The organism is Terriglobales bacterium (assembly GCA_035651655.1).
Taxonomy (GTDB): Bacteria; Acidobacteriota; Terriglobia; order Terriglobales; family Acidobacteriaceae; genus DASRFG01.
This window is the reverse complement of record DASRFG010000013.1, coordinates 93,278-114,167: the sequence shown is the minus strand read 5'-3', so window position 1 is coordinate 114,167 and position 20,890 is coordinate 93,278. Positions and strand designations below refer to the sequence as shown.

At 56.3% G+C, this 20,890-nt stretch carries 24 protein-coding genes and 1 tRNA gene; 6 read left to right on the top strand and 19 right to left on the bottom strand.

The annotated features are described in order from the left end of the window. A tRNA-Leu gene (locus VFA76_05845) sits at window positions 1–87 on the bottom strand. 342 nt (window positions 88–429) lie between these two features. Between VFA76_05845 and VFA76_05840 the strand changes: the two genes are divergently transcribed. Continuing rightward, on the top strand, window positions 430–660 hold the full coding sequence (locus VFA76_05840; protein ID HZR31357.1) for a hypothetical protein: 231 nt from the start codon (window positions 430–432) through the stop codon (window positions 658–660). 37 nt (window positions 661–697) lie between these two features. Here VFA76_05840 and VFA76_05835 read toward each other — a convergent pair whose 3' ends face one another. Together VFA76_05835 and VFA76_05830 are read right to left on the bottom strand one after the other, a co-directional pair. Then, a complete protein-coding gene (locus VFA76_05835) occupies window positions 698–1,465 on the bottom strand; it encodes a sugar phosphate nucleotidyltransferase (protein HZR31356.1) in 768 nt (255 codons plus the stop codon). Then, a complete protein-coding gene (locus tag VFA76_05830) occupies window positions 1,462–2,610 on the bottom strand; it encodes a glycosyltransferase (GenBank protein ID HZR31355.1) in 1,149 nt (382 codons plus the stop codon). The genes VFA76_05835 and VFA76_05830 overlap by 4 nt, the downstream gene beginning before the upstream one ends. A 94-nt stretch (window positions 2,611–2,704) precedes the next feature. On the opposite strand from VFA76_05830, the gene VFA76_05825 reads away from it, so the two are divergent. Beyond that, window positions 2,705–3,061 carry a nitroreductase family deazaflavin-dependent oxidoreductase gene (locus VFA76_05825; protein ID HZR31354.1) on the top strand — a complete coding sequence of 119 codons (357 nt, stop codon included), beginning with the start codon at window positions 2,705–2,707 and terminating at the stop codon, window positions 3,059–3,061. On the opposite strand, the gene VFA76_05820 is transcribed toward VFA76_05825, so the two are convergent. The 14 genes from VFA76_05820 to VFA76_05755 form a co-directional block, all read right to left on the bottom strand. After that, window positions 3,055–4,296 (bottom strand): hypothetical protein, encoded by a 1,242-nt coding sequence (locus VFA76_05820; protein ID HZR31353.1) that lies wholly within the window; start codon window positions 4,294–4,296, stop codon window positions 3,055–3,057. The two genes, VFA76_05825 and VFA76_05820, sit on opposite strands and share 7 nt — an antisense overlap. A gap of 183 nt (window positions 4,297–4,479) precedes the next feature. Continuing rightward, the gene (locus VFA76_05815; GenBank protein ID HZR31352.1) at window positions 4,480–4,824 is read right to left on the bottom strand and encodes a hypothetical protein; all 345 of its coding nucleotides are present in this window, start codon (window positions 4,822–4,824) and stop codon (window positions 4,480–4,482) included. An 89-nt stretch (window positions 4,825–4,913) separates the two neighbouring features. Continuing rightward, on the bottom strand, window positions 4,914–5,231 hold the full coding sequence (locus VFA76_05810) for a hypothetical protein (GenBank protein HZR31351.1): 318 nt from the start codon (window positions 5,229–5,231) through the stop codon (window positions 4,914–4,916). 315 nt (window positions 5,232–5,546) lie between these two features. After that, window positions 5,547–5,879, bottom strand: a complete 333-nt coding sequence (locus VFA76_05805; GenBank protein ID HZR31350.1) for a gas vesicle protein GvpG — start codon at window positions 5,877–5,879, stop codon at window positions 5,547–5,549. Between the two features lie 19 nt (window positions 5,880–5,898). Further along, window positions 5,899–6,786: a GvpL/GvpF family gas vesicle protein gene (locus VFA76_05800; GenBank protein HZR31349.1), complete on the bottom strand. Its 888-nt coding sequence runs from the start codon at window positions 6,784–6,786 to the stop codon at window positions 5,899–5,901. Continuing rightward, window positions 6,776–7,162, bottom strand: a complete 387-nt coding sequence (locus VFA76_05795) for a response regulator (protein HZR31348.1) — start codon at window positions 7,160–7,162, stop codon at window positions 6,776–6,778. The genes VFA76_05800 and VFA76_05795 overlap by 11 nt, the downstream gene beginning before the upstream one ends. A gap of 6 nt (window positions 7,163–7,168) precedes the next feature. After that, window positions 7,169–9,295: an ATP-binding protein gene (locus VFA76_05790; GenBank protein ID HZR31347.1), complete on the bottom strand. Its 2,127-nt coding sequence runs from the start codon at window positions 9,293–9,295 to the stop codon at window positions 7,169–7,171. Window positions 9,296–9,322: 27 nt separating this feature from the next. Further along, window positions 9,323–9,622, bottom strand: a complete 300-nt coding sequence (gene gvpA, locus VFA76_05785) for a gas vesicle structural protein GvpA (protein HZR31346.1) — start codon at window positions 9,620–9,622, stop codon at window positions 9,323–9,325. 18 nt (window positions 9,623–9,640) lie between these two features. Then, window positions 9,641–9,952, bottom strand: a complete 312-nt coding sequence (locus VFA76_05780; protein ID HZR31345.1) for a gas vesicle protein — start codon at window positions 9,950–9,952, stop codon at window positions 9,641–9,643. 207 nt (window positions 9,953–10,159) lie between these two features. Beyond that, complete coding sequence (locus VFA76_05775; protein HZR31344.1) at window positions 10,160–10,519, bottom strand: gas vesicle protein K; 360 nt, start codon at window positions 10,517–10,519, stop codon at window positions 10,160–10,162. A 7-nt stretch (window positions 10,520–10,526) separates the two neighbouring features. Next, window positions 10,527–11,192 (bottom strand): GvpL/GvpF family gas vesicle protein, encoded by a 666-nt coding sequence (locus VFA76_05770; GenBank protein ID HZR31343.1) that lies wholly within the window; start codon window positions 11,190–11,192, stop codon window positions 10,527–10,529. A 31-nt stretch (window positions 11,193–11,223) separates the two neighbouring features. Further along, on the bottom strand, window positions 11,224–11,445 hold the full coding sequence (locus VFA76_05765; protein ID HZR31342.1) for a gas vesicle protein: 222 nt from the start codon (window positions 11,443–11,445) through the stop codon (window positions 11,224–11,226). 35 nt (window positions 11,446–11,480) lie between these two features. After that, window positions 11,481–12,260, bottom strand: coding sequence for a GvpL/GvpF family gas vesicle protein (locus VFA76_05760; GenBank protein HZR31341.1), 780 nt, complete (start codon window positions 12,258–12,260; stop codon window positions 11,481–11,483). After that, window positions 12,257–14,197, bottom strand: a complete 1,941-nt coding sequence (locus tag VFA76_05755; GenBank protein HZR31340.1) for a TRC40/GET3/ArsA family transport-energizing ATPase — start codon at window positions 14,195–14,197, stop codon at window positions 12,257–12,259. Before VFA76_05755 ends, VFA76_05760 begins: the two co-directional genes overlap by 4 nt. A 121-nt stretch (window positions 14,198–14,318) precedes the next feature. Here VFA76_05755 and VFA76_05750 point away from each other — a divergent pair, with 121 nt between their 5' ends. After that, window positions 14,319–14,447, top strand: a complete 129-nt coding sequence (locus VFA76_05750) for a hypothetical protein (protein HZR31339.1) — start codon at window positions 14,319–14,321, stop codon at window positions 14,445–14,447. Between the two features lie 65 nt (window positions 14,448–14,512). Here VFA76_05750 and VFA76_05745 read toward each other — a convergent pair whose 3' ends face one another. Next, entirely contained in the window at window positions 14,513–14,803 is a 291-nt protein-coding gene (locus VFA76_05745; GenBank protein ID HZR31338.1) for a hypothetical protein, read from the bottom strand. Window positions 14,804–15,183: 380 nt separating this feature from the next. Between VFA76_05745 and VFA76_05740 the strand changes: the two genes are divergently transcribed. After that, window positions 15,184–15,414 carry a hypothetical protein gene (locus VFA76_05740; protein ID HZR31337.1) on the top strand — a complete coding sequence of 77 codons (231 nt, stop codon included), beginning with the start codon at window positions 15,184–15,186 and terminating at the stop codon, window positions 15,412–15,414. A gap of 39 nt (window positions 15,415–15,453) precedes the next feature. Beyond that, window positions 15,454–15,903 carry a hypothetical protein gene (locus tag VFA76_05735; protein HZR31336.1) on the top strand — a complete coding sequence of 150 codons (450 nt, stop codon included), beginning with the start codon at window positions 15,454–15,456 and terminating at the stop codon, window positions 15,901–15,903. Window positions 15,904–15,954: 51 nt separating this feature from the next. Here VFA76_05735 and VFA76_05730 read toward each other — a convergent pair whose 3' ends face one another. Then, complete coding sequence (locus tag VFA76_05730; protein ID HZR31335.1) at window positions 15,955–19,500, bottom strand: TonB-dependent receptor; 3,546 nt, start codon at window positions 19,498–19,500, stop codon at window positions 15,955–15,957. A 392-nt stretch (window positions 19,501–19,892) separates the two neighbouring features. Here VFA76_05730 and VFA76_05725 point away from each other — a divergent pair, with 392 nt between their 5' ends. Beyond that, the gene (locus VFA76_05725) at window positions 19,893–20,885 is read left to right on the top strand and encodes a Gfo/Idh/MocA family oxidoreductase (protein ID HZR31334.1); all 993 of its coding nucleotides are present in this window, start codon (window positions 19,893–19,895) and stop codon (window positions 20,883–20,885) included. Window positions 20,886–20,890: the final 5 nt, after the last annotated feature.

The following is a 20,890-nucleotide window of genomic DNA, read 5'->3' as shown; positions in this document are numbered from 1 at the left end:
TGGTGCCGAAGAAGGGACTCGAACCCCCACACCCTTGCGGGTACATGGACCTGAACCATGCGCGTCTGCCAATTCCGCCACTTCGGCCCGGAGCGTGTCGCGGGACACTTAGAACCAACAGGAAAGAAATGCTCCATTATTTTCACAGGCGGGTTGAGCCGCTGTCAAACACCGCCCTGCTAACCCCCGCCCTGCTAACCCATTGTTCCCATTCAATTACGTTGCCAAACCTGGGTCTGCCAAACTTAAGTTGCCGTGCAGCAACTTTGTTGGCGGGCAGAAACAACGCTAAGGCCCTGATTTGCATTCCAAGTGGTGAAGCGCCTGTCGCCGGGGTTTCACCTGGTGTCGTGGTGTTCGGGGGGCCTGGGCGCGAGCAGGGGAGACCAAAGTCAGCTAAACTCTTAGGCAGCGCTAAAGGACCCATCCATGTCGAGCACACCCACCGCGAAACTGGCACCCGAAGTCATCACCAAGCTTCGTACCCTGGCGCATGACCTGAGCAACTCGATAGAGACAGTCATGCAGGCATCGTACCTGCTCGGCCAAGCCAAACTCGACGACGCTAATAAACGTTGGTTGGAACTGCTGGACAATGCCTCCCGCGATGCGGCACGTATTAACCGTGATATACGGGAGATCCTGCGCTCACAAGGCTAGGCTGGCGGCTGTTTGAAAGCCTACGCTGTTTGAATGCCTACGCCGACTCCGGCAATACTACCCTCTTTTCCGCGAAACTGCGCAGGTAGTCCTGCGCGCTGCGATAACCATCCAAGGTGCCGACGTCCATGTAGTGCTCGCCCACGTGTGTCCCCCGCACGCTGTTTCCCGCGGAAATGTAGGCATTCAGCAAGTGGCCCAGGTACTGGTCCTGGCGGTGCCGCGATTCCCATAGCAGCTTGAGGGCGTGGAAGGCCCGTCCGCTGGCGGTGACGGCGCCCCAGATCCAGCGTGAGTGCGCATCCGGCTGCTTGACCTCAACCTGCTGGACGTAGCCCAAGGAATCACAGACCACGGCATCGAAGACGGTGGGATCCTGCACCGGAAAGAGCACCAGGTTCACGTCGGCTTCGGGGTGAGCTTCTAAGGCTGAACCGTACGCATTTTCCGGGAACCAGATGGTGTCGGGCAGGCCGATCAACACTTGATCATGCTGGCGCGCAAAGGGCGCGGCGCGAAACAGGGCATCGCATAAACCCAAGGGCTGCTGCTGGACCACGTAAAAGATCTCGGCAGCGTAGTGGCGCTCGGCGAAATAGCGCATGATGTCGGTCTTCTCGGCCGAAATCACCATGCAGATTTGCTCGGCGCCGGCGGCGATCATGCGCTCCACCAGATATTCGGCCACCGCTTTGGGACGCGGCACACCATCAACCACGCGGGAGCCAACCGGCAACAACTCCTTGGAACAGCCGAGGGGCTGGATGCGCTGACCGGCTCCGGCGGCGGGGATAATCCCGATCATGAGGCCATCTTCTCCTGAGCTTGATCTTCCTCGCGGTGCACGCTGCCTTTGTCTTCGATAGTGCGAGGCGTATTGCAAACACGCTGGCGCGCTTCTTCTAAATATGCGAGCAGTTCCTGGGCGCGGCTATCGCCAGTGTGCTGGTCGAGAGTACGTTCGCGCGACCGATGGGCCATTTTCGCCAGATCATGTTCAGGGCGATCCAGGGCGGCGAGAACGTCATTGGCGTTTTGCACCGGCAGAATTTCTTCTTCCGGACGGAAGAACGAATCCAATCCCAGCCACCAGTCCGAAAGAATTGCAGTTCCGCAGGCCGCAGCTTCGAAGAAACGCCCGGAGGGGCAGTATCCGGTGCGCGCCATGCCGTCGCGAGTGATATTCAGGGTTGCACGCGACGACGAGTAAAGAGACGCATGGTCGGCAGGCGCGACGTGATCGTAGTGCAAGACATTTTCCGGCCACTGCATCATCCGTGGGTAAAGTGAACCGGCGAGAACAAAGCGGGCGTCGGGCCTGGATTCCGAGGGAGCCAGAAACAAGGTCTGCAACTTGTGCTGACGATCAGGAGCATAGGTACCCATGTAGCTGAGGTCACATTGGAACTCCGGCCGGGAGGGAGCTCGCAAGTGAAGGTCGGGATCCACACAACCATAGAGCGCGCGAGCGCACCTCGCACGCCACACCTCTTCGAGTTCCCGCAAAATTGCGCCGCCGGTAAAAGATAAGTACAGGTCGAACTCGGGAATTTGATCGGCGCGCAGGTAATCGAGGTCGCCCTGCTTGAGCTTCTGCAAGGTGATGGGGGTGTCCAAGTCGTAGAACACTCGGAGGGGGCCATTCAGCGCTAACACATCATCGTTGATACGCGCGCCTTCGGGACAGTAACTGCCCACAATTACGGCATCGGAGTCGGCAGCGTCGGCCAGGGCTTGGGGGCGAACCTGGTTCCAATGAGAGTAGAGATGAAGCCGGCAGTATTCGCAATCGGCAAAATCGCGGCGCCAGGCATAGTACTCAACGTCCTTTTCATAGAAGACGCATTTGTGTCCGAGGCGATACAGTGCCCGCAGCAGTGCCCTGTAAGGAGTGGCATGCCCGTTGCCCCAGGAAGAGGAGAGCGTTAGCCCCAAAATAGTAATCTTCAACGTCTTCTCCGGCGCTTGCAGGACGTGCTTACATGGGATGAGAGCAGGACGCCGTCTGTTGCCGCCGCAGTTGTGGTGCAAGACCAATTGAGAGGTGAGGCGCGCGACGAGGAGAATAGCCTCGCAGATGACTGATAAAGAACCCGTCTATCTATACCTTACGACTGTTGGCCGACGCAGCGGCCTGCCGCGCGAGATCGAAATCTGGTTCACTCAGCGTGATGGACGCTATTACGTTATTGCGGAGCATGGTCACAGCCACTGGGTGCAAAACATCATCACCAATGCGGCCGTCCGGGTGCGGATTGGAGAACGTCTCTTCAGCGCGCGTGCTCGGGTGATTGAGGAGCAGGCCGAACACCAACTGAACGCAGAAGTGCAAGCGTTGTCACGACAGAAATATGGCTGGGGCGAAGGCCTGGTAGTGGAGCTCACGCCTGAGGTTCAATGATGTCCGCCGGGGCGAACCCGCACAAAAAGCAGAAAGGCCAGGGGATGATCGCCATAGAAGGGCGTGAGAAATCCGGGCTTTTGGTACAAGGTTAATTGTCCGCCCAGAGCAGTAGAAAGCTGCGGAACCAGTGGCAATTCGCGGTCGTAGCCCACAGTGTATGCCTGAACCCGGGCGAGGAATTGATCCGCTAACGGTAATGGCGCCCCGGCCGCTTTGTCACCCAACAGTTCACTCGTGCGATCTACGTTTTCCATGCGAGTCCATAGCGAGTTTCGCTGCAGGAAATGCAGCGTTGATTCCAGCAGGTACCCGTTGAACACTTGATGTTGCGTAAGACTGGAATTACGACCCCACAGGAGGGTGGTGGCCCAAGAGCCGCGTGCCAACGGACGGTTATACATAATGGACGCGGTCATTCTGCGAAGGTCTTCATCCGGATGCACAGCCTCCGGACTGGTGAGGTGGGCAATGGAATACTGCATGCTCCAGTTCTGCCCAGGATTCACGGTTACACGAGTGGACCACGAGTCTATGGGGCCGCTGTCAAAGTCCCAGCGATGCTCATCGGGCTCACGGCCATGAAATCCTGAACCCTCTACCCTCAACCATCGGAAAGTCACTGCGGCGGTGACCACGTCATCCACGATATGGGTTGAGTCCTGTAGATGGTGACCCAGCGGCGCAATGGGATCTTCGCTGGCGGAGGCACGGTGGATGTAGGCAGTCGGGCCCATCGCGGGTTCGCCAACCGGTCCGCCGTAGAACGAGAGCAGGCCCTCTTTGCCAAGTTTCAGATCATAGATGCCGGCGATCTCCATCAAAAAATCGTGGGGATGCTGGCCATCAATGATGGGTCGGCCGAACGCCGTCTCACCCTGCTGAAACAACTCGGGGTATCTTTCCCCAGAAATGGTGCCAGGTTCCACGCTGAGCATGGTTCGAACCGTCAACTGCCCAGGTCCGAGGTCGCGCTGCGCCATAGGCATGAACCAGTTGGTCGAGAACACTTTGTCAGCTCCACGCGGACCGCTCTGCTGCAGGAGATTGAGATACGCTTCGCCGTGGAACATCAGGCGCCATTTGCCCTTGGTCGTCATCAGCATGCGCACCTCGGAGGAGTTGGGCTGAACACTTGTTCCGGAACTGGTATGGCCCGGAATATTCTCCACCAGAGAATGCTGCGACATGTTCATGCCGGGCGGCATGGAATCCCGTCCGGTGGGTTCCGGCATCTGCTGTGCATGTAGTGAGGAAATTCCACAGCACAGCAGCAAAATTAATCTCGCGGTTCTGGGCACGTAACTTGCTTTCTTAAGGTGCTGGGTTAGCTGATGCCAAAAGGCATGGCTGCGCAGGAATCTGGATGCGCTCGCAATATCCGAGTGGCTGAATAAGAACGAAGCGAGTTTCGGAGCTTAAATGCGCAAGGCGAGCGGTCGGCCCGGCGGAGAGGTTGCGAGCAGAGGATCGTTCAAAGCGACGCGTTCCACTCGGCTTCTGTCAACGGTGATCGTCCCTGCCGGCTTGGCTGTCATACCGGGATCAACCTTCAACTCTGCCTTCACAAGAATGGGACTTGAAGAGGGTGTTGCGAAGCAGCAGGAATGTGTACCCGGTGATATCGGAGACGGATGATGGCAACCGGACGGAATCGGAGCATCAGCCGATGCCAATGCCGCCGACGCAAACGGACAGTGCGCGAGCAGTAAAGCTGCGCTTACGAGCATTACCGCCGCCGCATTGATTGCAACTCTGCTCACGGGTATGGTTTCCAGTCTAGACCTTTGGATGGCCAACTTACCAGAGCGGCTTCAGGATTCTGATGTGGCAACGAAAAAAGTGGCGACCCCTACTCGAGCGCCTTTCTTAAGGTATTGAGCCACTCATCAGTGTCGTACACGTTGGCTGCATAGTCGGCCAGGGACAGGGTCTCTGATGCGCTTGATTGAAGAGCAATAATGGGAACTCCCGCCATGTTTGCCTTTATCCAGGTCAGGAGATCCGCTCTCTCACGATAGGGAGCGTCATGCCCGACCAGCACGGCGTCAAAGTGTTGCGATGCGGCAACTTGTCTCGCCGCCGAGCTCCCCATCACTAACACCACGTCGTAGCCGGCGTGCTGCAGTAGAAGCTTGCGAGTTTCAGCCAGCATTACATCGAATGCCACACAAAGTATTCGCTGGCCCGAATGTTTGTCTGCATCGGTAGATCGAGGCGGTCCCGCAGAGCTCATTGCTAACAACATGGTTAGCCCTCCGCGCGCCCGGCTCTGCGGGCGGCTTTCAAGAATCATTTGCACGGGAGGAGGTGTTCGCAACTGCCTCGCCAATTGCGAGCTGCTTTAAGTGATTTACCTGAGGTGACTTACTGAAATGTGGAGATTGATTAAAAATGGAAGCGGGTAATTTTTACCGCAGAGCAGCCCAAACGGCCCAGAAAGCCGCGTTCCGAGCTGGATATGACATTACGAATTGTCAGCGAGTTAGCGCGGCTTCACGTGATCCAGATTCACAGTGGCGCCGGATCCTTCGCCGACTTTGCCGGAGAACGGCTGGTCGCGCTCTTCAGGAGCAAGGCCGGCCATCTCACGTCTGCGATTTTCAATGTCTCGCAGTCCGCGCAAGATCACCGCTTCTTCTTGCACGTATTGCTCTTCCGTGATTTCAGCCGAATCCAGTTTTTCCTGAAGTTCGAGCAGTTGCTCTTTGAGCGGAGCATCGTCGGTGTACTGCTCCTCGGCCACCTTCGCCAACGTGCGCATGATGAACTTGAAGCCGGTAATGGGAGAGAACAGTAAGTCATCAATCAGGAACATACTTTTATCCAGGTAGAGCTCAACCAGTGCCGCGCTCCAACTTCAGTCGAATATTTACAAAATTATATGGCGGCCAGGGCCCGGTGTATTTAAAGTTCAACCGCTCGCCATACTTCTTGGCGATACGGTTCACCGCCGCGTCAAATGCTGATTCGCGATCTCGTTCCACCAGAAAGGCGGCATTCAAAATCATTTTGTCGCCGATGGGTTTATTGTCGCGGGAAGCCACGCACGAACTACGCAGGCCTTCATAAATTTCGCGGACGTATTGCGCGGAGCGCTCTGCCAGGGCTTTATCAATCATCCGGCCGAGCTGCATCCGGGCCACATAGGTGGACTGTAGATGCTTGCGCGTGATTTCCTGGTGGAACTGACGTATCTCTTCGTCTTCGTGCTTCAATTCTTCAATGATTCGTTCCCGGTCCCAGTTAACTTTTAATCCGAACTCCAGCTTGCCGGCCATCTGGTTCAGGACGTCTTTGAGCGAAGGATAAATACTCTTCAGCACCTCGCGGATGTCATCGTCGGTGCGAAACACCGTGCCGAAGCTCATCGGGATGATGGTGTGACTCTTCATTACGGATTCGATCACGTGTTCGTGGGCGAGAGCGTTTTCACGGGTAGGGTCGAACATGTAAACCGACGTGTTGCTGACCACAGCGGCGATATCCTGGTAGTTCACCGTGTACACCATCTCGCCCTGTCCGCCGATACCCATCTTGCCGAACTCCATGGACTGGTCCGCCTGGATGACGCCGTAGACGTAACGACCGCCCTGGCCTGGAGCCGTATCAATGGAGCGGGGCGGCGATTCAACCCGCACGTGTACATCTTCGCCGCGAATGCTTTCCACCTTGGCAGTCCTGCGGGCGCGTTTTGCGGTGCTGCGCTTCTGGCTAGTTGGCATCAGAGTCCCTCAGCATACGTTGAATGGTGCTTAGCAATTCGTCAACTTCTATCGGTTTATATAAAACAGCTACATTATTCCGCTCCGCACGGTCGGCTACCTCCTTATTGGCGTAGCCGGTCAGAAGCACGCAAGGTACGGAAGGAGAATGTTCTCTGGCAACCCCAATCACATCAAAACCAGTGCGATCTCGTTCCAGCGACAGATCGCACAAGATCACCTGGAAGGCCCCATCCTTAAGAGCAGTGGTGGCTTCTTCCGATGAAAGCGCCGCGACCACGTCGTAGCCTTGCTCTTCAAAAAGCAACCTGTATGTAAATAACACTGAGGGCTCATCATCTACCACCAACACCCTCGGTTTTGGATTCGCGGCCATCTTCAATTAACGAACCAGTGGAAAGTCCAGCTTGAAAATTGTGCCCTTACCGACTTCGCTCCGCACACGGATCCGTCCTCGGTGATTCTCGACGATGCCCTTTACAATCCACAAGCCAAGACCCGTGCCTCTTTGGCCTTTGGTGGTGACGAAAGGCTCGAACATATTTTCCCGAATCTCGCGCCGGATGCCGGATCCGCTGTCAGCCACCACAAGCCTGGTCCAGCCACGCACCCCGTCCATGGAGCGTATGTGCCGCGTGCGAATGGTCAGTTTGCCACCCTGAGTCATGCTGTCGCGAGAATTCACCACCAAGTTTGAAAGCACTTGACGGAAATTGTCCGCCGAGCCGATCAGCGGTGGTAGATTGCCCAACCGCTTGTCCACGGTGATTCCCGCGGTCGCCAACTGCCGCGCAAAGAGGGTGAGGGTGTCTTCGACCACGACATTAAGATCGAAACCACCAACCTGCTCGGTGTTGCGATAGAGGCCAAGCATCTGGCGAACAATACGCGTGACCCGCTCGGTTTCGCTCTTGAGAATTCCATACAGGGGCTCGGCTTCCGGCCTCAACTTTCCCGGCATCAAGTAGACGGCATTCTTGATCGCTTCCATGGGATTGTTGATTTCGTGGGCGATGGTGCCCGCTAACCGGCCGGTGGCTGCGAATTTTTCCATCTCCAGCATCCGGCGCTCGACTTGCAACTGCTCTAACTTTTTCCAGGCAGTAAAGTCGCGTAAAACGGTCACGGTATAAGACACCTGGCCGCGAGCGTTGTAAATCTTTCCCGATCGAGCAGCGTATTCGATTTCAGCATTCGTACCGGGATGAAACAGGCGCAGCGGCTTGTTCTCTTTATCAGCAAAAGAGAAAGTAAAAGCGGTCAGGTAAGCGTCCAGTTTTGCCTGGTTTCTCACAATGGCAGGATGTTGCTGTTCGGACCCGGCGCCCAGCAACTCTTTGGCAAGCGGATCGAACAACACGACTTTGGCAGAGTTATCGGCGACGATAATAGGATCGCCGACGTTCTCAATCACCAGGTTGAGGCGGTCGCGGTCCTGGCGGACAATTTCCTCAGTTTCTCTCAGCCGTTCGAGGTTCGCGCGCAGTTCTTGGTCAGCGCGGCGGAGATCGGTGACATCACGCATTACCGTCACCATGCCGCTGCGCGAGCCGTCACTGCTCTGGGTGGGCGCGCACACCGCCTCGAACAAGACTTCTTCGCCCTCCATCACATCTACCAGCGTCAGGTCGCGCGAACTCTCGTCCGCGCTGATTGCCATGGATGAGAGCGCGGCAGAAAAAAGAAGATTGTTCAACTCCACTGCGCGCGCTCCGCCTTCGCTGATCCCTTCCGGGGCGCGGAAGAAGCGCTCCGCCGCCTTATTTTGCATGACCACCCGGTGATGCGTGTCGGTGAGGATCACCGGATCAGCCATGCTCCTCATGACCGTCCGCATTTGCGAGATGATCACATCCATGTCTCGCATGCGGTTGTAATAATGTTCGACCTTGAACAGGCGGGCGAGATAACGGTTCGCCAGCTCAATCATGCTTTGGAGCTGCCGTATCTGCGCGTCGTTGGTGGTTTTCTTCACCTCTACCAGCACCGCCGCCGCATAGGCGCGCATGGCACACGTAGAGCAGACTTGCTCGCTAAGTTGTAATTTGCGCGGCGCGCGGAAATTCTCGACAGCCAGGCATTGCTGGCTGCGTTCGCGTTCCGCTTCCCAGCACAGGTTTTGATTGCGATAAACAATAGGATGGCAATAGAGAGGGGCGCCATTCACTCCCAGACCTGCCACCACGGCCGGTTGCATGTCGTGCAAGGGACGGACGATTGGATTATCGCCCCAGAGAGAGGTCCGGAATTTTTGTAGAAAGGCTTTGCTGCACTTCAGGGCGGCTGCGGGTTCGATGTCGCCGGTTTCGAAATCAACGCTCAACACCAGGGCGCGAACAAAACCGAGACCAACTATTTCCTCCAGGAGGATGGGGAAAATTTCTTCGGAGCGCTCTGCAGAGAGCAGCCGCAGACCAGCAGTGCCACCCACCGAACTGGCTCTGCCATCGGGCCCGGAGGATTGCCAGACTCTCTTCCGGACCATCTTCCGGACCATCGCCGTTGCCATTTCCGCGCCTTGGCCCCCTGCCAGTAGTTAGCGCCGCGCTGGCCGTCGAGAAGGAGCCCGCGTCCCACGTCGTGTGGTTTCGACGATGGCAGGTGGAGGCTCTACTTCCGCGAGCTGCGGCCGCGAAACCAGTCCGACCAAACCCACGGCATCGGCATATTTAAGGTAAGTGTCAATGGAGGCGACCACAACCCGAGCCTCCACCGTGATCAGGTCAATGCCGACCAGCGAAATCCGGACCCAGGCGTCAATGACGATGCCTTTGTCCAGTACCCGGTCAAGAACATCGATCAGGCTAGAACCACCCGATACCCGTTCTACCGCCATTCTCTCCTCCTCAAGTCGCTACCGATTTCGCGTTTTCCGTGGTGCTCCGCCACGTGGAGCTGGCGGTCTCGCAAGTCTTGCCCTGGGCTGCGCAATCTCCGGCGACGATTGCGCTGGCATCGTCAGGTGGGGATCGTACTTCCACCAGTTGAGCCCGATCTGCTCCGCTTTATCTACTGAGCACACCAGCAGCCGAATGCGAATCGTGAGTAACTCCACATTGGCCAGGGAGATGCGTATGTCGCCGGCGACCACCAGACCCTTGTCGAGTACGCGATCCAGGATGTCGAGAAGATTGGCCGTTCCCGAGATGCTCGGCACTCGTTCCATAGGCTTCTGGCGCTTAATTAATACGGATGGTGACGCGGCGCGTTAACGCTACAGTTGGAGAATCCTAAACGCGTTGCGATTCGCTGTCAACCGGCCCTAATCGCGGCATCCCGCACATTAGCTGACCAGTTGCACCGAATGGAGTGCCCAACAGATTGCTGAACCTCGCCGCCGCGATTAGATTCAACAATGCGCAGAGCTGTTGCTTCACTTCGGCAAAAGATTCCCTAACGGACCCAGCTCAAGGTTCAAATCGGCTGGAGAAAGCCCGAACTGGGCGGCCAATTCGTGGATCTTGGCCTCGAGCTTCATGAGTGCCTGTCCCATCTGTTCCAATTGTTCGTCCGTCAGGCTGCCTCCCTCCATGCGACGGATGGCCTGCCGTTCCAACAATTGACGAAGCAGCTCAATGAGGCCAAGCACCAGCTTGGCCAACCCTTGTTCTATATTCTCGCCCGAACAATCAATGCGCTGCAGGGCTCCATCACTGGCATTGGATAGCTGCCGTCGCAGGTCCGCGATGGCTTGCTCGATCTCGCCGGAGGAAAATTGTTTCGAATCCGTCATGGTTGATTTATGGTTGCGTCGGCTGACCTGGAGCGGGCAAAGACATGAACTCTGTCGCTGCCCACGGACCCGTAACTCTGATTCTGACCTCCGCGGAACCAGGGAACGCACCTGCCGTTTGTTGAAACTCGCGCACCGAGGACCGTTTCACCAGGGCGTAGCAGCGAAGACCCTGCGAGTTGGCCTTCTGCAGCCAATCTCGGGTCAATCCGACGGTCAACTCCTGCAGTTTAGCAGCTGTTTGTTCCAGGGTTTTAGATCGGGCCTGGCGTTGCTGCAAGTATTCACGGCCGGAAGTCGTCGTTTGCTCCTCCGCGCGGGGACTTTTCAGCGTGACCTGGATTTCCATCTGGACGTCGTCCTTTAAGCGATGGAGGGCCTCACGGCACGGTTCGCTGTGCTCGCGAAGATAGTCACGAAGCTCTGATTCGTTGGCGAGCACCGTGGGAAAGCGAAATGGAATGATTCCTGTTCGCGAAAGAATATCCTGAAGAACACGATTGAACTGAAGCACCGCGTCAGTGGCATTCCCCTCGGGTTGAGTCTGGAATTCAGAGATGAAACAGCGGAGCTCCCCTTCCGTAAGACTCTCGACCTGAGCCCCCGCTACCCCGGTTAGTGCAGGCGCAGCTTGAGGCCCGGATTCCGTGATGCAATACGCGAGCACTGGCATGAGAAAGGACCACAAACGAAGCCCGTCGCTGCTACTTTCGTTTTCTGGGCAGGGGTAATGGCTCTGTCCGCTGCCGCAGGGCAGTTTCAACCGAAGTGAGCAGGACATTCAAACCCACATACACCAGGTCAACCTGGGCCAGCGAGATAATGAGCCTTCCGTGAATGACGATACCGGAATTGAGCACATGGTCGAGGATGTCCAGAAGAGAAACCTCGTCCGCAGAGTCGCCGTCGTTGACCAGAAAAGACATGGAGGTATTCCAGAGACGCAACAACAGCTACTCGACTAGGTCTCCGCCTCCCGCGTGACAAAAGAATAAGGTGGCCATGGACCTGTACATTCGATGCGGCGCTGATTTTCCCATTGGCGCGAGAAGCGTGCCAACAATCGCTCCAGCTTCTTGCGATCTGTACGGTGCAGCAGGATGGAGCCGTGCCATAGCAGGCCGCGCTGCCCCGAGCTGACTGCGCCTCCGGGGCTCAATTCTTCCACCAGTTGCTTCAACGCTTCCACGAAGCCGGCAATTTCTCCATCTGCCGCGTTCGAGGAGCGCGCCTGTAACCCTGCCGCCTTCGCGCTCAGGTATTCCCTACCTGAGCGTGGTATTTGAGTGGCTACCGACTTGTGCGGCAGTTCGCCAAATATCTTTACTCCCCATTCGTCCGCTGCTTCAATTCGTTTCAAATCGGATTGCAAACTGGCCTTGCGCTCGGCAATGTGCTGCTTTAACGAGGACTCACCCAGAAACACAGTGCCGAAGCGTGCAGGCAGCAGCGCGCGTTTTTGAGAAATGGCCGACACCACCCGTTGATGCCTCACACTTACGGCGGCCAGCCAGTCCAGGTTCTCCATGTTCTTAACAAGATTGTCGGCGAATTCGGATTTGCTGACTGGGCTCACCCATGAGACCAGGCCGGCACTTGCAATCGCTTGCACCTGCGCCTGGCCATCAACACCGGCAACGTCAGGGGTCTCGCCTGCCTCTTGACTGATTCCGTAAAGGTACAAAACCGTCTCCGGAGATTGGCTACTCTTTCCGCTGCGGGTTGTTTTTTTGCTCTTCAACCGAGGCACCAGATTTGCCGGGTCAAGCTTTGCAGGCCTCGCCGGCCCACAATTTCCGAGGGAAAATTTCGCATAACGTAAATGTCGCGTCCGCGCCGTCTACCAACTCTGGCCAGGGTCGCCAGTTGCCACCGTCGCGCCCGCTGACAGCGATCGCAGTTTTTAACATCTTCTCTGAACAATACGCGGTTCACAACCATGGGGCCGAGTGGCAAGTCCAAATCGGACAACTGGTGAAGCAGTCGCTCGGTCTCGCGGTCCGGGAGAGGCTCGGCCAGCATCACCGTCCAAATCTGTGTTCTGGCTGAATCTTTCAGCAGTTGGCGCAGTTCGCGCACCCGCTGGCCCATCTCCGCAATCTGTACCGCTACATCGCGGGCGAGAGCTAGTCTACGGTGCGCAGAGAGGGTTTTCAACAGAAGGCGCGACCACACCTGCATCCGCTCGGGCATGCGCAAAAGTTCGAGGGCATGTCCGGTAGGAGCCATGTCAATGACCACGCGCCGGTTGTTTTTGTCGTCGTTGCCGGACGAGTTGGCGGAAAGCAAATCGAGAATGCGAAACACCGCGAAAACTTCGTCAACTCCGGGGGGAACCACATCCAACAGCGCGGAAAATAACCGCCGCTCGAACGAGAGGTCCACCCCCACTCCGTCGCCGTCGCGAGAGAGTGCAACGTCAATTTGCTGACGTACCGTCGTTACCCATTGGGCAAATTGAGAGGGAGCGTCAAGCTCGGAGGCCATCAGACCTGGATCATCGAGCACGGATGTCGCGCTGTCACCCACGGGTTGCTGAAAAATGTCGTCCAGGGAAGGCGCGGGATCAACCGAGCAGATGGCGACGTTGGGCTTTGATTTGCGGATCTGCCATGCCAAGCCTGCCGCAATTGTGGTCTTGCCGACCCCACCCTTGCCTACAGACATGATCAGCGACTGTTGCAGCTGCGGCCAGCTCCCGGACTTCAGCTTCGGTTCCGGCGCTTTTGGCGGCGCGATTTTCAGGCCAAGCGCTCTCTTTTCAAACACGTGCTCGGCAAAGCGCTGTAGATCGCTTGCCCCAAGAACGGGTGAGCCGACGTCCTCCCCTATGTGAGTATGAGCGCTTGGAAATTGCTTCTTCAGCAACGGCAATGCGGAGCGGGTGGCAAGCGCGCGCTTTTTGCAAGTGGCACAGCCGGCGGCTGCTCTCACCGCGCGGTTGAGAACTATGCTGCTGAATTCCAGGTGTTCGGGCGAATCGCGCAGTTGTTGCGCGCATCGCAAAGACTCGTTCAGCGCAAGTCGTTCCGGAGTGGTGACCAGAAATAATTTGGCGTTGCCGATGAGCGCATCCCGGATTGCCTGCACGATCTTTCGCCAGGTCCCGAGAAATGCTGCAACTGGCTTGGCAGTGCCGCCAAAATGCGCTGCCAGAACTGCATCGCGGCTGCTCGCTAGTTCAACAAAATCCAGAAACCGGGAGAAGTGCTCGGGCAGACTCAGCAAACGAAGAGTGTGCCCAAATGGCGCGGTGTCTACAACGATGCTGTCAAACTCCGCGCCACCAAGAACGTCATCAATGGCAAGTAATGATGACACCTCGGCCATGCCTGGGAGCGTGGCATCCAGCAATGGCTCGATTTCCTGGCGAGTGAAGATCGTCCCCTTCTCAATGGTCGCCAAGAGTTCATCTTTATACTTTGCCAGGAAGGCGCGGAAACGCTTGGCTGGATTGAGTTGCCATGCGCTCAGATGTCCTTTGGCGGGCAGCGGAACCGGGGTGGGCCGTTCGCCTAATTTGAGCTGCAAAATGTCGGCTAACGAGTGGGCGGGATCGGTTGACAACAACAGCACGTGCCGGCGGGGGCTTTGTAGGGCGCTATACACCGCATAGGCGGCGGATACGGTACTTTTGCCCACTCCGCCTTTACCCAGGAAGAATGCCAGCTCTGGCATGCCGCTATTCTAAAAGAACTGCCAGACCGGACCGTTTGTCGCGTCGCGACCGGCGGGGGGTGACGGAAATCAGTTCTCTGTCCGGCAACACTAAGCAGAGTAGCTGAATCGTATATGACGAATGAAACTCCTCAAACCGCCTCTGGCCACCAAGCTTGCCGCCCTAAAAGACGAATTCTGGGTACGGTGGGCGACAATGCTGATTTTGGGCGTACTTTCGCTGCTGGCTCTACAACGGCTGGCCCGCTAGCCAGTCCATCTAGGACTCCGGCCTGGGTTCCCGCAAACGATTCGCTTGGTCGCGATAAAACGGTCTTAGTGCTTATTTTTGTGCTGCTCGCTATACGCGATGCCAGCCTGCACCTCGCTAATCGCCTGGTCTATATGGCCGATGGCCTTGGCGCGGTGGCCACCTTTGTCGTGCATGGCTTGTTCCAATGCTTTTTTCGCCTGATTGAGATGGGCCAATGCTTCTCTCATTTTTGGTTGATCCGCTGCCGCCTGACGGGCGGCTGCCCTGGCCTGTGGCGGTTGCGCGACCGACGGGATTGCCAACAACAACATCATGGCTACGGAAGCAACGGTGATGCGCAGCTTGTTTTTCATTGAGCACCTCATGAAAACTCCTGGACGGATATGTGCTATGTACAACGAATTGTTGGATGCGTGCAAGCGTTGCGAGATGGTTCAATGTATGTCATTCCCGGAAGTGAGGAATCCCTATCGCGGGGTGTCGGTGATGACACTGCCGTTATTTTGGGCGGAGAAAGTCTGCGGAAATTGAGCATGCCGCCACAGAACGCGGCCATCCGGAAGCCAAACCCGAGGGCCGCAAGGCGGCCTAATCCGGTAGGGGCTTAACAGAGCACTCCTGAACAGGTTTTAATGAAAGATTTGACCAGACGGAGAACCTGCTCCTCCGTGTAAACTGAATACAAGCAGTTCGGCACACGGTAGAATAATCATGTCTTCTTGGAGAAATAACTATGCCCGGTCGAGGCCGTTCAAGCTTTACCAAACGTCAGAAGGAGCGCTCACGCCAGGACAAACAGCGTGAGAAAGCCGAACGCCGTAGTCAGCGAAAGTCGGAGAAACAGGACCGCGGCCCGGAAGCCGATATCGGTCACAACGATGTGCTCTCGGACGAGTCCGAGCTGCTACCTCTTTCAGCGTTCGATCCCGAAGATCCCGCCCGCAGCGACCACAGCGACGATTAGCCTCAGTTACAATGCAGGCCAGTTGGTCTTGGAGGAGCAATGAAGCGCGTGCTACCAGGGCTGTTGCTTCTATTCTTAGCGTTGCCGATATTTGCCCAGGGTGCTCCGCCTCAAGCCGGGGCCAACCAGCCTTACACCATGGAGTACTACTACAAAGTCCAGTGGGGGCGTCAGCAGGAGTTCCTGCAGCTTTTCCTGAAGAACCACTACCCACTTCTCAAGAAGAGCGTGGAGGGCGGCCGCATGGTGTCAGTAAAAATAGAAACACCTGCCAACCACATGACCGAGGATGCACGTTGGGACTATCGAGTCACAATCAAGTTCAAGAACTCGACCGCTGCAACAACCGCCAATCCAGAGGAGGAGTCCCTGATCAAGCAGCTATGGCCTGACCAAGAGACTTACAAGCGCGACGAGCAGCGCCGGTTTGAAATATTGTTGGCGCACTGGGACATGCCGGTGACGGACATCACCCCAGCAGGTAAGTAAATCGAGCGGCGGCGTACGAAAAGCGCCGGACTCCACACCTTTAATCACGACCTAGTAATAGAACTTCAAGCCAAACTGAATCTGACGCGGCGGCCGCGCAGCCGTGGCAAATCCGAAATTCCCACTACCCAAGTGCTTGGATCCTCCTGACGGGACGGTGAAATTCGTGTGATTGGGAAGATTAAAGACCTCCGTCCGGAATTCCAAATGGGTCTTCTCAGAGGTGCGGAAGGTCTTAAAGATAGACAGGTCCCACTCCTTGAATCCCGGTCCTTGAACAATGTTCCGGCCGGCATTGCCAAAGCCAAAGAGATCCCATGCCGGCGCTCCTGGAGGCGGGTCCTGGAAGGCACAAGTGTTAAAGAAGGTCCCAGGAACACAGGGATGACCGTTGGGATCCTGGCCCGGTACCAAGTCCGCTCTTTGACCGCCATCGGAGTTCGAGAAGCTGCCGTTGTTGTCAGTGATCGTGTACCAGTTCCCGCTGGCCAGCGTGACGATACCGCCTAACTGCCACCCACCCAGGACATGCTCAGCCAAACCGCTAGCATTGCCGGCAAAAGGTTTGCCGTGGCCGAAGGGGAGTTCGTAAAGGTGACTGAAGACGAAACGATGGCGAACGTCAAAGTCAGAGTTCCCGACTTCCCACTCCGGATGAGCTCGGAAGAAGCGGGGGCCGCTGTTGTTGTCTGATCCCAGGTTAGCGGACGATGCATTATCGATGGAGTGGCTCCAGGTGTACGACGCCAGGAACGACAAGCCGGCAGAAAAACGCTTCTCGAGACGGGTTTGCAGCGAATGGTAATGCGATGATCCGCTCGAGGCGAAATTGGTAATACTAGTGTCAAACACCGGATTGCAATTCCCAGCGGCGTCGCATTGCTGCACTGGCCGTCGCTGGGCAAAGGCCGCGGAAGGATCGGATGTCGGGTTCGCTTGGTTCGCATCGTAAAAGGTGTAAAGTTTTGTCCCCTTCGATCCGGCGTATGCGACCTGCAGGACAGTCTGGGCGGGCAACTCATACTCAGTTGAGAAATTCCACTGCTGCATGTAAGGCGCAACAATTTTCGGATCAAGTTGCAGCAATTGCGGAGTATTCGGATCGGTCAGTGCCGTCGCGGGAAATCCATTGAATAAATGACTGAGCCCTGGAATTGAGCAGTCGGTCTGTCCGGGAGCGGGATTAGCTGAGGAGGCACTGCACGGCTGATTGAAGTTTTCGGTCACGAAAAATGGCGGATTAAAAGCAGGGCTGGGGTTCGACCAGGGGCCGGTTTCATAACCGCCGTAAAATATTCCGTAACCGCCGCGCACCACCATCCGCGAAGTCAGCTTGTAAGCGAAACCGATGCGGGGAGCAAAATTGTTCTTATCTGTAGGAACCAACCCGCGGGGCGCCGTGGCGCTGATTGGGATTGATGCACCGATAAAGGGCGTGAACTGCGTTACCAAACCTTTCGGAACAAGCAGCGTTCTGGTTTTGATATCGAAGCTGGCCTGGTTGTCGAATCTTTCTTTGACCGGCACGAAAACGTCATAGCGAAGACCCAGGTTCAACGTCAGCTTAGGCGTTACCTTATAATCATCCTGGGCGTAAAACGCATACACCGGCCGACCGTAGTCGACGTTATGGAGGTTGGTAATGTTCCCCCCATTGGTTAACCCCAGTAGAAATTGAGCGAATCCCGAGCCACCGGACCCTGTTGCGGCTGGGTTATCAGTCAATGGGCCGTCGAAAACCAGGTTGCCGCGAGGCGAAGCGGGCTGAAAGATGGTGAATTCCTCACTGCGGATCTCGGCCCCAAATTTAATTGTGTGTTTATCTCGGATCCAGGTCAGGTTATCGGAGTAGCTGTAAGTATTCTGGATCTCGAGTGACGGCAGATAGGTTGGGTCGCCAATCGAATCCACATCACCGAAATCGAATTCCGGCATGCCGCCGTTCGTAGGAATGAAAGGGACGCCAGGAATACCCAGTGAAGCGGAGACGTCCTTATTGAAATTGAATTGGAAGCGGCGAGAGTGGATCCGGTTATAGCCAAAGCGGAATTCGTTCACCAGGCGGGGTGTAAAGATGTGGGTTTCACTTAACGCGATGCTGCGATAGGCCTGATCTTCATCGCCCGTGGCAAAGTCGCTGCCATTGCCGCCTGTCGCCTCGAACACGGCAGGAATAATGCTCGGCTGGTGCTCATAACTGAAACGAAAGAAGGCAGTGTCCTTATCTGAAAACCTGTGATCAACCCGGGTATCGAAGTTGTTGCGGGTCTGACGCAACTTTGGATTTGACTGGAAGTTAAAGCCTCCGCCATTGGCATTCGGAAGCGGGAAAAGCTGGGTCAATCGCCTCGCCAAGGGGTCGATGACTCCCGCTGGGATCACATTGCTCGGATTGCCGCTTCCGTCATAGCCGAAGGGCACACCGCAAATAGTGCCCGAGCCCAGAGTTTGTGCCAGCCGGCTATTGAAGATCTCTCCTCCGTAGGTCGGGACACCATTACAGTCAAGCACTCCAGTAGGAGAAGAGAGGTCGAGTTGAGATGAGAAATCACCAGCCCTCTGCGCGGCTGTAGGTACCGTCGCGACCAGCGACTCGCCCTGGCGAACGCGCAGCCCTTCATAGTCCACAAAGAAGAAGCTGCGGTTACGGCCATCGTAGAGATGCGGAATGAATATTGGCCCGCCGAATGTGGCGCCAAACTGGTTCTGCTGGTACGGAGGTTTCTTGTTGTCGAAAAAATTGCGGCCATCCAGGTGATCGTTACGGATGAACTCGTACACATTCCCATGAGGCGAGTTGGTGCCGGATTTGATGGTGGCATTTAATACAGCACCGTTGCCACGGCCGAACTCGGCGCTGTAGGCATTGGTTTGAACTTTGAATTCCTGTAAAGCGTCCACGGACGGCTGAATCACGTAGCTGGTGTTATTCAGCAGATCCGTCAAATTGGAATTGTTGTCCACACCGTCGAGAAGAATGTTGTTCTGGTAGGAGCGCCCGCCGTTGGAGCTGAAGCCGTAACTGTTGGCGTTGCGAGCGCCAGGTTCACTCGGAACCACGCCCGCGCTGAGCTGAGCCAGCTGAGCAAAGTTGCGGCCGTTGAGCGGCAGGTTCGCCATGGCGCGGCTGTCCACCAATTGCCCCAGTTCGGATCTTTCCGTCTCCAGCAAAGGAGCCACATCGGTGACCGTGACGCGATCAAGGATTTGGCCGACTTGCAGGGCGATGTCCACCGCGGCACGCTGTTGTACCTGGAGCTCGATTGCCTCTGTCACCGAGGTCTTAAATCCTTCTTTCTCAACGGTCACAGAGTAGCGGCCAATGCGAAGCGGCGAAGCCACATAGTCGCCAGAGCTACTAGTGGAGGTTACGAACGCGGTGCCTTTATCCACATCGCTAACCGTGACCTTCGCTCCAGGAACCACAGCCCCAGTGGCGTCCCGCACCGTACCGACGATACTGCCGGTGTCTTTTTGGGCCCACAAGCTCGCGGAAAGGCCAAAGCACAACACGAGAAACGCGATTCCGGCGGCACCCTTGCGCAGAAGAAACGTTCCCAAGTCGAGATTGCGAGAATGGTCAACGATGCGGTCCATGACAGCCCTCCTGGAGGCGTGCAGAAGCCAAAAGCCCCGCTACCTGCTCACCCGGGGAAAATTACCAGGCTGCCGCGATCGCCGGGGGGGGGACAAGTTGCCCTTCGACCAAACGGAATACGGCCCTGGCGCAGGATTTTTCTTTCGGCTTTGGGTGTTTATATCGTTTAGGAAAGAAAGTCAATTCCTATTTGCCGTTAAGCCCTGCTCTCAACAATAAATTTAATTTCTGGTAAGCGATCAGACGAGTGCCTTGCACAGCCACGGCTTGAAACGGAAGCCGTCACCTGATACAAGGGCGGATTAAGATCAATCCCGTAAGAAAGTCACCAAGTTCCAAGACGTTTTGCGGGATGCAGCTAGCTCTGCCCATTCGCAGGGAGAGGAAACAGATGAAGAAACTGGGCGTAGGGGTGGTGGGCAGCGGGATTTACGGTGCGGTCCATGCGCGAACCTACAGCAAGGACCCTCGGGTGGATTTGCTGAGAGTATGGAGCAGGAGTGGGTCACGAGCAAAGAAAGTCGCCCAGGAATATCACTGCAAGCCCACTACACGCTTCGGAGATATGCTGGAGGACGACCGCATTCAGTTGTTGTCCATTGCTACCCCGGATCACGCCCACACGGAGTACGCCATTGCTGCGTTAAAGGCCGGCAAACACGTGCTGCTTGAAAAACCTATGGCCAAAACTACAAAGGAATGCGAAGCCATCCTGGCTGCAAGGGACCGGTCTGGCGCCAAGCTTATGGTGAATTATCACAATCGGTGGTATCCCGCATTCATCGCGGCCAGAGATGCAATTGCGGAGGGTAGGATTGGCAAGCCAGTGTGCGCGAACTTTGTGCTTTCTGACACAATTTCATGGGTGGAAGGCAATATGACCTGGGCTGAACATAGCGGTCCGGAATGGTTTTTAATGACTCACATAGCGGACCTGGCCTGCTGGATGTTGGGGGACAAGCCCAAAGAAGTGTTTGCCATGGCCAGGGAAGGTCTTCTCCGAAGCAAAGGCTTCAAAACCCGTGATTTAGTAAAGGCCACCATAAAAACGAGAAAGGGCGCCCTCGTGCACTTCGAATCATCATGGGTCCTAGCCAGGAATTGGCGCAATCCGGTGAATGACATGTGGCTCTCCGTGCAGGGCGAGACCGGCAGGATTGACGTGGCCGCTGATTACGAGAACATCACGATTACAGCCGACAAGTACCAGACTCCCTTTGTGATGCTGAACGTGACCGAGGAACCTCCGATCGTTGATTTCGTCTCGTGCGTACTCGAGGACAAGCCCTCCCCAGTGAGCGGCGAGGAAGGCATGATCGCCACGCAAGCGGTTGAAGCTGTCGTGAAGTCCTACCAAACCAACAAAGTAGTGAAGCTCTCCTGAGAACG